The sequence below is a fragment of the Micromonospora sp. NPDC005254 genome (genome assembly GCF_042872525.1).
GTDB lineage: Bacteria > Actinomycetota > Actinomycetes > Mycobacteriales > Micromonosporaceae > Micromonospora.
The window spans coordinates 1-14,373 of the sequence record NZ_JBIAKM010000010.1 but is presented as its reverse complement, the minus strand read 5'-3'; the positions used below and the strand labels follow the sequence as shown (position 1 = coordinate 14,373).

The following is a 14,373-nucleotide window of genomic DNA, read 5'->3' as shown; positions in this document are numbered from 1 at the left end:
GGCCAGCACCATGTGTGGCGTAGACAGCCGCTCAGGAACGCGCGGGCCACCTCGGCGGTGCTCAACCCGCCTACCGCGCGCAGCGTCAGCGCGATCTGCGACGCCGGCGTGAGCGCCGGGTGGCAGCACAGGAACAGCAGGATGAGCGTGTCGTCGGCGTCCGCCGGGGGTCGGTCGGCGGCCGGCGCCAACCACTGCTCCGGCAGCACCCGGCGCGCCACCGTCTCCTCCCGCCGCGTCCGCGCCTGGTCACGCCGGAGCAGGTCGGTGAGCCGCCGGGACGCGACGGTGATCAACCACGCGCGGGGATTCTCCGGTACGCCGTCGCGCGGCCAACCGTCCGCCGCCGCGATCAGCGCCTCCTGCACCGCGTCCTCGGCGGTGTCGAAGTGCCCGAAGCGGCGGACCAGCGCGCCGAGGACCTGCGGCGCCAGCTCGCGCAGCAGATCCTCGGCGGGCGTTGCCGACACCGGTCAGCCGGCCAGGTCCTCGACGCCGTCCAGCACCGGCCGCACGTCCACGTACGCGCCGGGGGTGTCCGGGTCGACCAGGCCGGCGGCGATCTCGGTGGCCCGGTCGAAGCTGGCGCACTCCACGATCGTGTAACCCGCGAGCACCTCCTGCGTCTCCGGGTACGGGCCGTCGGTGACCACGGACGCCCCGTCCCGGACCTGCACGCGGCGGGTGTGCACCGGCTCGCTGAGGCCCCGTGCGTCGACCAGTTCCCCGGATTCGGCGAGCGCCTGGTGGAACGTCTCCATGTGCCGGTGCATGGCCGCGATCTGCTCGGCGGACATGGCCGGCCGGTCGGAAGCCCGCCCCGACAGCACGTCATAGTCCTGCTGCGACCCGTAGAGCAGAATCATGTACTTCACAGTGGCCTCCTGTCTCCGGTGCCGCCCCGGCACCGCTCACCGGAAACGTCGAACCCCAACCCCCCACCCGGACACTCCCGCCCCCACCAGATCCCTGGTTGATCATGAAGTTATTGCCTTCGATGCCGGCGTGTCGGGGCAATAACTTCATGATCAACGGGTGGGGGCGGTTCCCGGGTCCGCCGTTGTGCGCGCGCGGGCGGGGATCGGGCGGGGATCGGGCGGCCGGGGTCTGATCAACTCCGTTTCGCCGAAGTCGCTGTATCCAGGGCGTTGGGACACCCCGATATCGCCGACCTGGAGTCGATCAGCCGCGCGAGTGGCGGATGCTCGTCGGGGCTGGCGTTGATTGTCTGGTTTGGGCCTTTCCGTTACGTGGTCGTTGGGGCCTAGATTGGCGGACATGACGGTGGTGTGGGTGGTCGCTGGGGTTTTCGTTGCGGTGGCGGGACTGGCGGTCGGAGTCGTGGCGCGGCGGGTACGGGGGCGGCTGGCTTCGGGTGACGACCTCGCCGCCGGCCGGGACGCTCGCGCCAGGCAGCAGCGGTACGAGGCGGAGCGGAACGGGGACCAGGGCGGGACGTGGCAACGTGGCCGCGAGTCGGGCGGCTGAGGGGTTACTGGCCGTAGGAGAGGCGGAGGCGGTTGTTGATCAGGTAGTTGAGGCGGTGCCGCAGGTAGCCGAGGGTGCTCTCGCTCGGTAGGTCCGCCTCGGTGGTCAGGGTCCAGCGCAGCGTGCAGTCCCCGCCGGGCAAGCCGTGCGTCACGTCGAAGCGGATCTGGTCCAGCGGTCGGTGCGGCCACAGCGACGACCACACCAGCAGCACCGGTGCGTAGCCCGCCACCACCCGGGGTGGCACCTCGTCGTCGCGCAACTCCAGCCACGGACGACTGCCAGCCTCGTACGGGTCACGCAGCGACCGCCACACGACATGCGCCGGGGCCGGCTGGCTTCGTCGGCGGCTGCCCAGCACGTGCACGTCGCCCTCCTCACCGGACGGCCACATCCGCCCCCCGGGCCATTGTGGCGGCCAGGCACCGGCCGCGTGAACCGCCCGGCCGGCCGGGGGTGAAGCCGCCCGGCCGGTCCGGGGGTCAAGCCGCCCGGGCCGGCCTGAGCGTGAACCGTCCGGCCCGGTGGTGCGTGAATCCGGTGAGCGTGGCGGTCGTACCGTCGGGGTACTGCGCAGCGGGAGCGCCGATGTCTGGGGAGGCACAGTGGGGGCATGGTCAGGACGCGACGCCCGGGGACCCCTGGCGGGCCTGGTGGTCGCCGCGCTGGTGTCGCTCGCCTGCGCCGGCGGTGGGCTGGCCGAGCCGGAGGGCGAACGCCCGGGGGCGAACAGGCCGGCCGCCTCGCCGGGGCCGAGCACCACCCGCGCCGACAGCACCACCAGCGTGGCCGAGTTCAAGCAGGACGTCGCCGACGCGCAGGCGGTCGCCGAGCGCTACTGGGCGGCCCAGTTCAAGGCCTCCGGGAAGCGCTTCCAACCCATCCGGCGGGTCACCCCGTACCAGCGGGCCGGCGAGGTCTCCTGCGGCGGGCAGCCGCTGCCCCGCAACAACGCGGTCTACTGCTCGCAGGGCGACTTCATCGCGTACGACGTCGCCTGGTCGGTGGCCGCGTTCCGCGAGGTCGGTGACGCGTTCGTGTTCTACCTGCTCGGCCACGAGTACGCCCACGGCATCCAGGTGCGCCTCGGCATCAACTACAGCTTCACCATCCAGCAGGAGTTGCAGGCCGACTGCATGGCGGGGGCGTACCTCGGCGACTCGGTGCGCTCCGGCGACCTGACCCTCGCCGAGGGCGACCTGGACGAGTTCCGGGAGGGGGTGGCGGCCGTCGGCGACGACCCCGACCAGCCGTGGTTCGCCGAGGGCGCGCACGGCACCGCCGAGCAGCGCACCGACATGTTCTTCCGCGGCTACGAGCGCTCGCTGAAGGAGTGCGACCTGGGCTGAGCGGGGTTGCCCGGATCACCCCGGCGCCCGTTGCCGCCACCGGCCACGGGTCGTGCTGGCAGGATCGCCGGTGTCGCCCACGACCCTGGAGGATCCGCTGAGCAGCCAACACCCCGCCGCCGTGCTCTTCGACATGGACGGCACGCTTGTCGACAGCGAGAAGCTGTGGGACGTCGCGCTGCAGGAACTGGCGCGCGAGTACGGCGGTGACCTCTCCGCCGACGCCCGCCGGTCGATCATCGGCACCGCCATGGCCGAGTCGATGCGTATCCTGCACGACGACCTGGGGCAGCCCGAACGGGACCCCGAGATCAGCGCGGCGTGGATCAACGCCCGGATCCTGGAGCTGTTCCGGGGTGGTCTGCCCTGGCGGCCGGGGGCGTTCGAGCTGTTGCACGCGGTCCGCGCGGCGGGAATCCCCACCGCGCTGGTCACCTCCAGCCCTCGGGCCCTCGTCGAGATCGCCCTGGACACCCTGGGTCGGGACACCTTCGACGTGGTGGTCGCCGGCGACGAGGTGGTCGCGGCCAAGCCCCACCCGGAGCCCTACCTGACCGCCGCGCGGCTGCTCGGCGTGCCGATCGAGCGGTGTGTGGCGATCGAGGACTCACCGACCGGGGTGGCCAGCGCGCTCGCCTCCGGCGCGGCCGTGCTGGCCGTACCCGCCGAGGTGCCGTTGCCCGCCAGGACCGGCGTACACCAGGTGGAGAGCCTGACGGGCGTGGACCTGGAGGTGCTCGCGGCCCTGCTGGCCGACCGGGCCGTGGCCTGACGAAAACGTGGCCTGACGAAAAAAGGGGGACCCCGCCGTTGCGGGGCCCCCCTTTTCTGGCCTGGCGTCAGTCGTGGGCGATCGCGCCCAGGACGTTGATCCGGGCCGCCCGCACGGCGGGGAGCACCGCGGCCACCACCCCGATGATCGCGGCGAGACCGAGGAAGACGCCCATCTGGCCCCACGGCAGGATCAGGTCGGTGATGCCCTCGTCCTTGAGCGCCTCGACCACGGCGGCGCCGAGGCCGCTGCCGACCGCCACGCCCAGCAGCGCGCCGAACACGGAGATCACCACCGCCTCGACCGTGATCATGCCCATGGTCTGCCCGCGCCGCAGGCCGATCGCCCGCAACAGGCCCAGTTCGCGGGTCCGCTCCAGCACCGACAACGCCAGGGTGTTGATGATGCCCAGGACGGCGATGACGATGGCCAGCGCCAGCAGGATCTGGATCATCGTGAGCAGCCCGTCGAGCTGACCGGTCTGCTGCTTGATGAACGCGTCCCGGTCGGCCACCGACACCTCGGGACTGTCCGCGAGCAGCGCCTCCACCTGCGGCTGCACGTCGGCCACCCGGGCGCCCGCCGCCAGCTGGATGAAGCCCTGGATGGGCTGCGGGATGGCGAAGTCCTTCGCCGCGGTCGCCGGCAACGTCACCGGGTTGGTCAGCTGCGACGACTCGTAGATGCCGCTGATCGTGTACGTCCGGGCCTCGCCCCGGGTCAGCTGCACGTTCACGGTCGAGCCGACCGACCAGCCACGGGACTTGGCGGTGTCGGAGCTGGCGAGCATCTGGGTCGGTGAGAGCCGGTCGATGTCACCGGCGGTGGCCTTCGCCCCGAAGATCTGCCGCAGCGACGCGACATCGCTGCTCGCCGCCACCCAGGTGCCCTCGCCGTTGATCCTGGCCATGTCGCCGTACTCGCCGTCGACCATCTGCACGCCGGGCAGGGCCTTGGCCCGGTCCAGCACACCCGGGTCGAAGCTCGGCGGACGCGGCCCACCCTGCTGGCCGGAGATCACCAGCTCGGCCTTGATGGTGTCCTGGGCGAGGGCGCTGATGCTGCCCTTGGCCGAATCGAGAATCACCGTGACGCCGGTGACCAGCGCGATGCCGACCATCAGCGCGGCCGCGGTGATCGCCGTGCGGCGCGGGTTGCGCCCCGAGTTCAGCCGGCCCAGCTTGCCCGGCACCGACCAGGAGAAGATCGCGCCGAGCAGGCTCACCACCGGCCGACTGATCAGCGGGGTCAGCAGCGCCACGCCGATGAAGGCGAACAGCACCCCACCCAGGATGGTGGCCAGGGTCTGACCACCCGCGTTGCCGCTGAGCCCCAAGAAGAGCAGCAGCGCGCCGATGCCGGTGACCACCGACCCGGCCACCGTGACCTTGGTCAGCGGCCGGTCCGGGGTCGCCACGTCCTGCATGGCGGCGATCGGCGGGATCCGGGATGCCCGCAGCGCCGGCAGCAGCGCCGCCACCACGGTGATCACCAGACCGACGCCGAAGGAACCGATCACCGCGGCCGCCGGCACACCGATCCCGGCCAGGGTCAGCCCACCGGCCAACTTGCCGAACAGGAACGCCAGCAGCGCCCCCACACCGATGCCGGCCGCCAGGCCGAGCACCGACGCGATCAACCCGACCGCGATGGCCTCCAGCACCACCGAACCGATGATCTGCCGGCCGCTGGCGCCGATGGCGCGCATCAGCGCCAGCTCCCGGGTCCGCTGCGCCACGATGATCGAGAAGGTGTTGAGGATGAGGAAGGTGCCCACCAGCAGCGCCACCGCGGCGAAGCCGAGCAGGATCTTGTTGAAGAAGGACAGGCCCTCCTTCAGGCTGGCCGAGGCGTCCGCGGCCACCTGCTCGCCGGTCTTCACCTCGTAGTCCGCGCCCAGGGTCCGGGCCACGTCGTCGCGCAGCCTCTCGTCCGAGACGCCGTCGGCGGCGCGCAGTGTGATGCTGCTGAACGTGTCCGGCTCGCCCAGCATCAGCCGCTGCGCCACCGGCGTGGTGAAGAAGACCTCGTTGACCCCGCCGATCGAATCCCGGTCACCGCTGTAACCGAGGATGCCGACCAGGGTGAACTCCCGCTTCTTGGACTCGAACGCGGTGAGCACGCCAACCTTCTGACCGACGCGCACCTTCGCCGTGGTGGCCAACGCCTTGTTGACCACGATCTCGTCCTCGGCCTGCGGCGCGCGCCCCTCCCGCAGCCGCATCAGGTCGCTCTCGCCGGTCCAGTTCTCGCCCAACTGCGGCGGACCGAACGAGGTGATCACCTTGCCGTTGCTGCCGATCACCCGGGCGCCGTCGGCGTTGACGATGCCGGTCGCCGAGGCCACCCCCGGCACCTGCTTGACCCGGTCCACCACGGCGGCCGGCAGCGGAGCGGCGGTCTGCTCGCCCTCCATCTCGTCGACCTGCACCTTCGGCTGCGCCGCGACGTTCACGTCGATCTCGGAGAACCCGTCGGCGAAGACCGAGTCGAAGGAGCGGCCCAGCGTGTCGGTCAGCACGAACGCGCCGGAGACGAACATGACCCCGAGCACCACCGCCAGCCCGGACAGGATCAGCCGGACCTTGCGGGCCAGCAGACTCTTGAGTGTCGCCCGGAACATCAGTTGCCCACCTCGGCCGGAGTGTCCAGCTTCTTCATGGTGTCCAGCACCGTGTCGGCGGTCGGCTCGATCAACTCCGAGACGATCTGCCCGTCGGCGAGGAAGACCACCCGATCGGCGTACGCGGCGGCCGTCGGGTCGTGGGTGACCATGACGATGGTCTGGCCGTGCTCACGCACCGAGTTGCGCAGGAAGCCGAGCACCTCCGCGCCGGAGCGCGAGTCCAGGTTGCCGGTCGGCTCGTCAGCGAAGATCACGTCGGGGCGGGAGACCAGCGCCCGCGCGCACGCCACCCGCTGCTGCTGACCGCCGGAGAGCTGCGCCGGCCGGTGGTCCAACCGGTCCTGCAGGCCCACCGTCTTGATCACCGTGTCGTACCAGGCCGGGTCCGGCTTGCGACCGGCGATCGACAACGGCAGCAGGATGTTCTCCTTCGCGGTGAGCGTCGGCAGCAGGTTGAACTGCTGGAAGATGAAGCCCACCTTGTCTCGGCGCAACTTCGTCAGCCCCGAGTCGCCCAGACCGGTGACCGTCGTCGCACCGATCGACACCGTCCCCCGGGTCACCGAGTCCAGACCGGCCAGGCAGTGCATCAGCGTCGACTTGCCGGAACCCGACGGGCCCATGATCGCGGTGAAGCGGCCACGTTCGAACTCCGCGCTGACCCCCCGCAGCGCGATGACCTGAGCCTCGCCGCTGCCGTACACCTTCCACACGTCGTTCGCCCGGGCCGCGGCCTGCGCCTGCTGGCCTACCGTCGCGGTCACGTCATCTACCTCTTCCGTCTGTCCGAATCTCACGCCGCCCCCCGATGGTCCGGCGTGACCGTTCAATCATCGGCGCTGCTTGCGCCCGTTCCGTCCGCCCCTGGGGGGACCCGGCGCGGATTTCCCGCTGCGGGTGCACCCCCATGCCGCATCAGGGTTGCCCCTGACCCGGCCGCCGATCGACAGGTTTCCCGACCGGCGAAACACCGCCGGACACGACGCGTCCCCCGTTGGCCACAGGAGGGTCAACCGCGCCGAGCCGTCTACGGTCACGGTAGGTGAGCACGGCAACGGGGCCGTCCCCCCACGGAGGGATCTTCGAGTACGCCGGGTGGGGTAGCCGCCGCGCGTCCGCTACGCCCGCGGGCGGACCAGACCCGACTCGTACGCCAGCACGACCGCCTGCACCCGGTCGCGCAGCCGCAGCTTGGTCAGCACGTGCCCGACGTGGGTCTTGACGGTGGTCTCGCTGACCGACAGCACCGCGGCGATCTCGGCGTTGGACAACCCCCGGGCCACCTGCACCAGCACCTCGCGTTCCCGGTCGGTGAGCGCGCTGAGCGCCGCCGACGGCGTCGCCGCCGGATCCGGCAGCAGGTCGGCGAAGCGCTCCAGCAGCCGCCGCAGGATCCGCGGCGCGACCACCGCGTCCCCGCCGGCCACCGTGCGGATCGCCGCGATCAGCTCCTCGGCCGGTACGTCCTTGGCCAGGAACCCGCTGGCGCCCGCGCGCAGCGCCCCCACCACGTACTCGTCGAGGTCGAACGTGGTCAGCACCAGCACCCGCACCGGCAGGCGGGAGTCGACGATCGCCCGGGTCGCCGCCACCCCGTCCATGCGGGGCATCCGGATGTCCATCAGCACGACGTCGGGCAGCAGTCGCCGGGACAGCTCCACCGCCTCCACGCCGTCGCCGGCCTCCGCCACCACGTCCAGGTCACCCTCGGCGCCCAGCACCATCCGGAAGCCCGTGCGCAGCAGCGGCTGGTCGTCGGCGAGCAGGATCCGTACCGGCCGCGCCGAGGCAACCCGATCGGCCATCACTTCTCCCGTCCCCTCGCCGTCGCGCCCACACCGGTCATCGTCGCGTACCCGGCCGGCGCGTCGTGGACCACGGTAGAGGCCCGCCGGCCGCGGTGTCCCGACCGACGCGGCACCGTCGCGGTCGGGTCCGAAAGCCCGCCGCGGCCCTCACTCGTCGGCGCCGGGCACCACCGGAGCGGAACGGGCGTCACGCAGCGGATCGGCGTTCGCCGCCGCGACGGGGAACGGCGGCGGAGTGCCGCCGAAGGTGGGGCAGAGCGCCTGGTGACTGCACCAGTCGCACAACCTGCTCGGACGAGGTCGGAAATCCTGGCGGGCGGTGGCCTGCTCGATCGCCCGCCACAACGCCACCACCGTGCGCTCGAAGCGGACCAGCTCGTCGGCGTCGGGGGTGTAATCCAACACCTCGGCGTCGCGCAGGTAGAGCAGGCGCAGCACCCGGGGCACCACCCCCCGGGTGCGCCACAGCACCAACGCGTAGAACTTCAGCTGGAACAGCGCCCGCGCCTCGAACGCCTCCCGGGGCGCGCCGCCGGTCTTGTAGTCGACCACCCGCAGCGCGCCGTCCGGGGCGACGTCGAGCCGGTCGAGATAGCCCCGGATCAGCAGCTCCTCGTCGACGACCGCCGAGATCAGGCTCTCCCGTTCGGCCGGCTCCAGCCGGGTCGGGTCCTCCACGGCGAAGTAGCCCTCCAGCAGCCCCGCCGCGGAGCGCAGGAACTCCACCGGGCCGGCCGGCTCGGCGCCGTCGAAGATCCCGGCCAGCTCCGGCTGCTCGGTGACCAGCCGGTCCCACTGCGGGGCCACCAGGTCGCCGGCCGCGGCCGGCGTGCGGGCCTGCGCGGGCAGGTCGAACAGCCGCTCCAGCACCGCGTGCACCAGCGTGCCCCGGGCCTGCTCGACTGTCGTCCGCTCCGGCAGCCGGTCGATGCTGCGGAACCGGTAGAGCAGCGGGCAGGTCTTGAAATCCGCCGCCCGCGACGGGGACAGCGAGGCCCGCACCGTCGGCGGTGTCTGCGCCGGGGAGGAGGACTGGGGGGTGGTGACCGGTTCCGCCGTCATGTCCGCAAAGGTTAGGGCACCGGTGTGACACCGCCCGCCGCCCGCCCCACGCCGGGCCGGTCCGTAGCATCGGTGCGATGGAGCAGACATCCCGGCCGCCGCGTCGGTCCGACCGGCGACCCGGTCTGAGCGTGGGCCGGGTGCTCGGGGTGCCGCTGCACCTCAACGCCTCGATGCTCCTGCTCGCCGTGCTGGTCGCCGTGCTCTACGCCGAGTTCGCCCGCCGGCAACTGGACCTGCCGCAGGTCAGTGGCTATCTGATCGGCTTCGGGTTCGTGGTGTCACTGCTCGGCTCGGTGCTGCTGCACGAGCTGGGTCACGCGCTCACCGCCCGCCGCTACGGCATCGGTGTGCGCGGAATCACCCTGGAACTGCTCGGCGGGTACACCGAGATGGACCGGGACGCCCCGACACCCAAGGTCGACCTGCTGGTGTCGCTGGCCGGCCCGGCGGTGTCCGCGGTGCTCGGCGTCCTCGCGGTCGCCGCCACCCTGGCCCTGCCCCCGGGCACCGTGGCCCACCAGCTCGCCTTCCAGCTCGCCCTGAGCAACGTCATCGTCGCGCTGTTCAACATCCTCCCCGGGCTGCCGCTGGACGGCGGGCGTGCCCTGCGCGCCGCCGTGTGGGGCCTGACCCGCGACCGGCACCGCGGCACCGAGGTCGCCGGCTGGGCGGGCCGCGTCGTCGCCGTCGGCACCGCCGCCCTGGTCGGACTGCTGACCCTGACCGACTTTCTGGCGCCGGTGGCGCTGCCGCTGATGCTGCTGGTCGCCGTCACGCTCTGGCGCGGCGCCGGGCAGTCGATCCGGGCCGCGCGGGTCAGCCGGCGGTTCCCGCTTATCGACCTGTCCCGACTGGCGCGGCCGATCTGGCCGGTGCCCACCGGCACGCCGCTGTCCGAGGCCCAGCGCCGCCGCGCCGAGGGCGGGCAGCCCGCCGCCGCGCTGCTGGTCACCGACTCCACCGGCCACCCCGTGGCGCTGGTCGACCCGGCCGCCGCCGCGGCCGTCCCCGCCGAGCGCCGCCCCTGGCTGCCGGTGGACGCGGTCGCCCGCGCACTGGCCGGGCTCCCCACCCTCCCGGTCGGGCTGGACGGCGAACGGGTGATGGAGGCCGTGCAGACCCACCCGGGCGCGCAGTACGTGGTGACGTCAGGCGAAGATGTCGTCGGCATTCTGCACATCGGGGACCTGGCACAGCTCCTCGAACCCAACCGGAAGATGACATCGTGACCGCAACTCCCTCCACCGTCGCCGCCGACCCCGCCAGCCCGGCGCTGACACCCGTGCACCGTGGCCCGTTCCGGCCCGGCGACCGGGTGCAGCTGACCGACCCCAAGGGGCGGATGCACACCGTGACGCTGGAGCCCGGCAAGGAGTTCCACACCCACCGCGGCATCCTGGCCCACGACGCGCTGATCGGGCTGCCCGACGGCAGCGTGGTGACCACCTCCGGCGGCGGAACCGCCTTCCTGGCGCTGCGCCCGCTGCTCTCGGACTACGTGCTGTCCATGCCGCGCGGCGCCCAGGTGATCTACCCGAAGGACTCGGCGCAGATCGTCGCGATGGGCGACATCTTCCCCGGCGCGAAGGTCCTCGAGGCCGGCGCCGGCTCCGGCGCGCTCAGCTGCTCGCTGCTGCGCGCGGTCGGCACCGAGGGGGAGTTGCACTCGTTCGAGCTGCGCGACGACTTCGCCCAGATCGCCAAGCGCAACGTCGAGGCGTTCTTCAACGGGCCGCACCCCTCCTGGCACCTGCACGTCGGCGACGTCGCACAGTGCCAGGAGACCGGCTTCGACCGGATCATCCTGGACATGCTCACCCCCTGGGAGACCCTCGACATGGTCGAGCGGGCGCTGGTGCCCGGCGGCGTGTTCATCGGCTACGTGGCCACCACCCCCCAGCTCTCCGAACTCGTCGAGGCGCTGCGTGAGCGCGGCGGCTGGACCGAGCCCCGCGCCTGGGAGTCGCTGGTGCGCGACTGGCACGCGGAGGGCCTCGCCGTCCGCCCCGACCACCGGATGATCGCGCACACCGCGTTCCTGGTCTCCGCGCGCAAGCTCGCCCCGGGCGTCACCGCGCCGCCGCGCCGCCGCAAGCCCAGCAAGGGCACCGAGGCGTACGCGCAGCGCCGGCAGGACCTGCGCGAGGCCGAGGCGGCCCGGCAGGCGGCCGCTGTCCGGGCCGCCGGCGCGCAGCCCGACGCGACGGGGGAGATGGACAGGCCGTGACCATCGGCGAGCGGGGGGAGGCGGCGGCATGAGCCGACCGGGTTACGGCGGCGGCGACCTGCCCGCCGTGTTTCCGGACTGGTCGCCCTACCAGGACCTGGAGTCGGCGGCGCGGGCCTATCTGCGCGACCCGGACGTCGCCCTGGAGGCGCTCGGCGGGGTGCTGCGCGGCGCCTCGGTGCTCGGCTTCACCCTGGAACGCTTCGTCAACGAGGTCAACGGCGTGTGGCAGGAGGTCGTCGTCTGCGACGGCAGCCGGCTGATCCTCTGGCACGGCGAGGACGTGCCGCCGGGGGAGGGGCCGCCGGGATCGATGACGTCGTCCCTGCGGGTCGTGCCGGTCTCCACGGTCACCGAGGTGGGCTGCCGGCGGCGGCTCAACCGCTCGGACAGCGGCGAGATCCGAGTCGACAGCATCGACGTCTACCTGCTGCTCACCTCGTTGGACGAGGCCCCGCCGAGCGAGGAGATGGTCGGCACACCCCGGCACGACGCGCTGCGCTTCGGCAAGACCCTCGACGACGGCGGGGCCGGGCAGATCGCCCGGTTGGAGGAGTTCGCCCGGCTGGTGGCGTCGGTGGTCGGCCGCCCGATGCTCTGAGCCGCCCCAGGGTCGGGTCGAGCCGGCGTCGCGCGGACCGCGCGACGCCGGCGCCCGGCTCAGTCGTCCTCGGCGTCCGGGCCGGCGACCTCGACGCCGTCGCCACGCACCACGTGGATGCAGTCGCCCGGGCACTCCTTCGCGGAGTCGATCACTTCGAGGCGCAGGTGCGCGGGCACGTCCACCCGGCTGCCCGGCGCCATCCGCAGCTCACCGTCGACGCCCTTGACGTACGCCAGGCCGTCGATGTCGAACTCGAACACCTCCGGCGCGTACTGCACGCAGAGCCCGTCACCCGTGCAGAGATCCTGGTCCACCCAGACCTGCAACTGGTCGGTCGCGACCTCGGCCACCGGTGCACCCCCCATGTTCTCCCGTACCAGCCTCCGACGGTACCCGAACGCCCGTACCGGCCCGCCAGGCCACCCTTGGCGATCAAGGTTCGGTGACGAGGGTGTTGCGTGGGACCGAATCGGGCTCATAGCGGCTAGTGTTAGGTCAGAACGTTCAAGCCCCCCGGGGAGGTGGGACGTGGCAGCACGCAGCGACGACGCGGACTCGCGCGCCGCACGGTGGGAGAAGGAAGCCCACGATCTCTCCACGCAGGTCGCGTTCCTTCAGGAGGAACTCGCCCTGGTGCGGCGGAAGTTGACCGAAAGCCCCCGACACGTCCGGCAGCTCGAAGAGCGGCTGGCGGCCACCCAGGCACAGTTGGCGCGGCTGACCGAGAACAACGACCGGCTGGTGAGCACCCTCAAGGAGGCTCGCACGCAGATCGTCACGCTCAAGGAGGAGATCGACCGGCTCGCGCAGCCGCCGAGTGGCTACGGAGTCTTCCTGGCCAAGCACGACGACGGGACGGTGGACGTCTTCACCGGCGGCCGCAAGCTGCGGGTCGCCGTCTCGCCCTCACTGGACGTGGACGAGCTGCGCCGCGGCCAGGAGGTCCTGCTCAACGACGCGCTCAACATCGTCGACGCGTTCGGGTACGAGCGGGTCGGTGAGGTCGTGATGCTCAAGGAGATCCTGGAGGGACCGAACGGCGGGCCGGGCGACCGGGCGCTGGTGGTCTCCCACTCCGACGAGGAGCGCATCGTGCACCTCGCCGAGACGCTCATCGGCTCGGCGATCCGGGCCGGCGACTCGCTCATGATCGAGCCCCGCTCGGCGTACGCGTACGAGCGGATCCCGAAGAGCGAGGTCGAGGAGCTGGTCCTGGAGGAGGTGCCCGACGTCGACTACGGCGACATCGGTGGCCTCCAGTCGCAGATCGAGCAGATCCGCGACGCGGTGGAGCTGCCGTTCCTGCACGCGGACCTGTTCCGCGAGCACCAGCTCCGCCCACCGAAGGGCATCCTGCTCTACGGCCCGCCCGGCTGCGGCAAGACGCTGATCGCCAAGGCGGTGGCCAACTCGCTGGCCAAGAAGATCGCCGAGCGCCAGGGCAAGGAGAAGCACACCAGCTTCTTCCTCAACATCAAGGGCCCGGAGCTGCTCAACAAGTACGTCGGCGAGACCGAGCGGCACATCCGGCTGATCTTCCAGCGGGCTCGGGAGAAGGCCGGCGAGGGCACCCCGGTGATCGTGTTCTTCGACGAGATGGACTCGATCTTCCGGACCCGCGGCTCCGGCGTCTCCTCCGACGTGGAGAACACGATCGTCCCGCAGCTGCTCAGTGAGATCGACGGCGTGGAGGGCCTGGAGAACGTCATCGTCATCGGCGCCTCCAACCGGGAAGACATGATCGACCCGGCGATCCTGCGCCCCGGTCGGCTCGACGTGAAAATCAAGATCGAGCGACCGGACGCCGAGGCGGCGAAGGACATCTTCTCCAAGTACATCCTCTCCGGGCTCCCGCTGCACCCGGACGACCTCGCCGAACACGGAGCCGACCCCCAGGCCACCGTCGCCGCGATGATCGACGCCGTGGTGCTGCGGATGTACTCCGAAACCGAGGAGAACCGCTTCCTCGAAGTCACCTACGCCAACGGTGACAAGGAAGTCCTCTACTTCAAGGACTTCAACTCCGGCGCGATGATCCAGAACATCGTCGACCGGAGCAAGAAGATGGCCATCAAGGAGTTCCTCACCTCCGGTCGCAAGGGCCTGCGCCTGCAGCACCTGCTCGACGCCTGTGTCGACGAGTTCCGCGAGAACGAGGACCTGCCCAACACCACCAACCCCGACGACTGGGCCCGCATCTCCGGCAAGAAGGGCGAGCGGATCGTCTACATCCGCACGCTCGTCTCCGGCGGCAAGGGCGCCGAGGCCGGCCGGTCCATCGAGACCGCCAGCAACACCGGCCAGTACCTCTGACGGTGACACCACCGGGGGGGGGGGGGCGGCGCGGCCCCCGCCCCCCCCCCCCCCCCCCCCCCCCCGCCCCCCCCCCCCCCCCCCCCCCCCCCCCCCCCCCCCCCGGGGGGGCCCCCCCCCC

General features: G+C 71.9%; 14 protein-coding genes and 1 pseudogene. 7 read left to right on the top strand and 8 right to left on the bottom strand.

Features of this window, described 5'->3' with window-relative positions:
• Positions 1-32 precede the first annotated feature (32 nt).
• Together ACFYPR_RS27020 and ACFYPR_RS27015 are read right to left on the bottom strand one after the other, a co-directional pair.
• Positions 33-470, bottom strand: a pseudogene (locus ACFYPR_RS27020) (sigma factor); the annotation flags it as partial.
• A 3-nt stretch (positions 471-473) separates the two neighbouring features.
• Positions 474-866 carry a YciI family protein gene (locus tag ACFYPR_RS27015; protein ID WP_354862402.1) on the bottom strand — a complete coding sequence of 131 codons (393 nt, stop codon included), beginning with the start codon at positions 864-866 and terminating at the stop codon, positions 474-476.
• Positions 867-1,278: 412 nt separating this feature from the next.
• On the opposite strand from ACFYPR_RS27015, the gene ACFYPR_RS27010 reads away from it, so the two are divergent.
• Entirely contained in the window at positions 1,279-1,488 is a 210-nt protein-coding gene (locus tag ACFYPR_RS27010) for a hypothetical protein (protein ID WP_387263132.1), read from the top strand.
• Positions 1,489-1,492: 4 nt separating this feature from the next.
• Here the strand turns inward: ACFYPR_RS27010 and ACFYPR_RS27005 are convergent, their stop codons facing one another.
• Positions 1,493-1,882, bottom strand: a complete 390-nt coding sequence (locus tag ACFYPR_RS27005; protein ID WP_387263129.1) for a hypothetical protein — start codon at positions 1,880-1,882, stop codon at positions 1,493-1,495.
• Positions 1,883-2,093: 211 nt separating this feature from the next.
• Between ACFYPR_RS27005 and ACFYPR_RS27000 the strand changes: the two genes are divergently transcribed.
• Complete coding sequence (locus tag ACFYPR_RS27000; RefSeq protein WP_387263128.1) at positions 2,094-2,837, top strand: neutral zinc metallopeptidase; 744 nt, start codon at positions 2,094-2,096, stop codon at positions 2,835-2,837.
• 121 nt (positions 2,838-2,958) lie between these two features.
• Positions 2,959-3,609, top strand: a complete 651-nt coding sequence (locus ACFYPR_RS26995) for an HAD family phosphatase (RefSeq protein WP_354862400.1) — start codon at positions 2,959-2,961, stop codon at positions 3,607-3,609.
• A 67-nt stretch (positions 3,610-3,676) separates the two neighbouring features.
• On the opposite strand, the gene ACFYPR_RS26990 is transcribed toward ACFYPR_RS26995, so the two are convergent.
• From ACFYPR_RS26990 to ACFYPR_RS26975, 4 genes are all read right to left on the bottom strand, one after another.
• The gene (locus tag ACFYPR_RS26990; RefSeq protein ID WP_387263125.1) at positions 3,677-6,232 is read right to left on the bottom strand and encodes an ABC transporter permease; all 2,556 of its coding nucleotides are present in this window, start codon (positions 6,230-6,232) and stop codon (positions 3,677-3,679) included.
• Entirely contained in the window at positions 6,232-6,999 is a 768-nt protein-coding gene (locus tag ACFYPR_RS26985; protein WP_234581947.1) for an ABC transporter ATP-binding protein, read from the bottom strand. The genes ACFYPR_RS26990 and ACFYPR_RS26985 overlap by 1 nt, the downstream gene beginning before the upstream one ends.
• Positions 7,000-7,353: 354 nt before the next feature.
• Entirely contained in the window at positions 7,354-8,040 is a 687-nt protein-coding gene (locus tag ACFYPR_RS26980; RefSeq protein ID WP_354862389.1) for a response regulator transcription factor, read from the bottom strand.
• A 150-nt stretch (positions 8,041-8,190) separates the two neighbouring features.
• Positions 8,191-9,105, bottom strand: coding sequence for a PD-(D/E)XK nuclease family protein (locus ACFYPR_RS26975; RefSeq protein ID WP_354862387.1), 915 nt, complete (start codon positions 9,103-9,105; stop codon positions 8,191-8,193).
• Between the two features lie 173 nt (positions 9,106-9,278).
• Between ACFYPR_RS26975 and ACFYPR_RS26970 the strand changes: the two genes are divergently transcribed.
• Genes ACFYPR_RS26970 through ACFYPR_RS26960 form a run of 3 tightly spaced genes read left to right on the top strand, consistent with a single transcriptional unit; the run spans position 9,279 to position 11,936 of the window.
• Positions 9,279-10,337, top strand: a complete 1,059-nt coding sequence (locus tag ACFYPR_RS26970) for a site-2 protease family protein (protein WP_387263419.1) — start codon at positions 9,279-9,281, stop codon at positions 10,335-10,337.
• Positions 10,334-11,335 (top strand): tRNA (adenine-N1)-methyltransferase, encoded by a 1,002-nt coding sequence (locus ACFYPR_RS26965; protein ID WP_387186534.1) that lies wholly within the window; start codon positions 10,334-10,336, stop codon positions 11,333-11,335. Before ACFYPR_RS26970 ends, ACFYPR_RS26965 begins: the two co-directional genes overlap by 4 nt.
• A gap of 28 nt (positions 11,336-11,363) precedes the next feature.
• Positions 11,364-11,936, top strand: a complete 573-nt coding sequence (locus ACFYPR_RS26960) for a hypothetical protein (RefSeq protein ID WP_387263122.1) — start codon at positions 11,364-11,366, stop codon at positions 11,934-11,936.
• Between the two features lie 59 nt (positions 11,937-11,995).
• Here the strand turns inward: ACFYPR_RS26960 and ACFYPR_RS26955 are convergent, their stop codons facing one another.
• Complete coding sequence (locus ACFYPR_RS26955) at positions 11,996-12,289, bottom strand: ferredoxin (RefSeq protein WP_039908212.1); 294 nt, start codon at positions 12,287-12,289, stop codon at positions 11,996-11,998.
• 178 nt (positions 12,290-12,467) lie between these two features.
• On the opposite strand from ACFYPR_RS26955, the gene arc reads away from it, so the two are divergent.
• The gene (gene arc, locus ACFYPR_RS26950) at positions 12,468-14,252 is read left to right on the top strand and encodes a proteasome ATPase (protein WP_266242043.1); all 1,785 of its coding nucleotides are present in this window, start codon (positions 12,468-12,470) and stop codon (positions 14,250-14,252) included.
• Positions 14,253-14,373 lie beyond the last annotated feature (121 nt).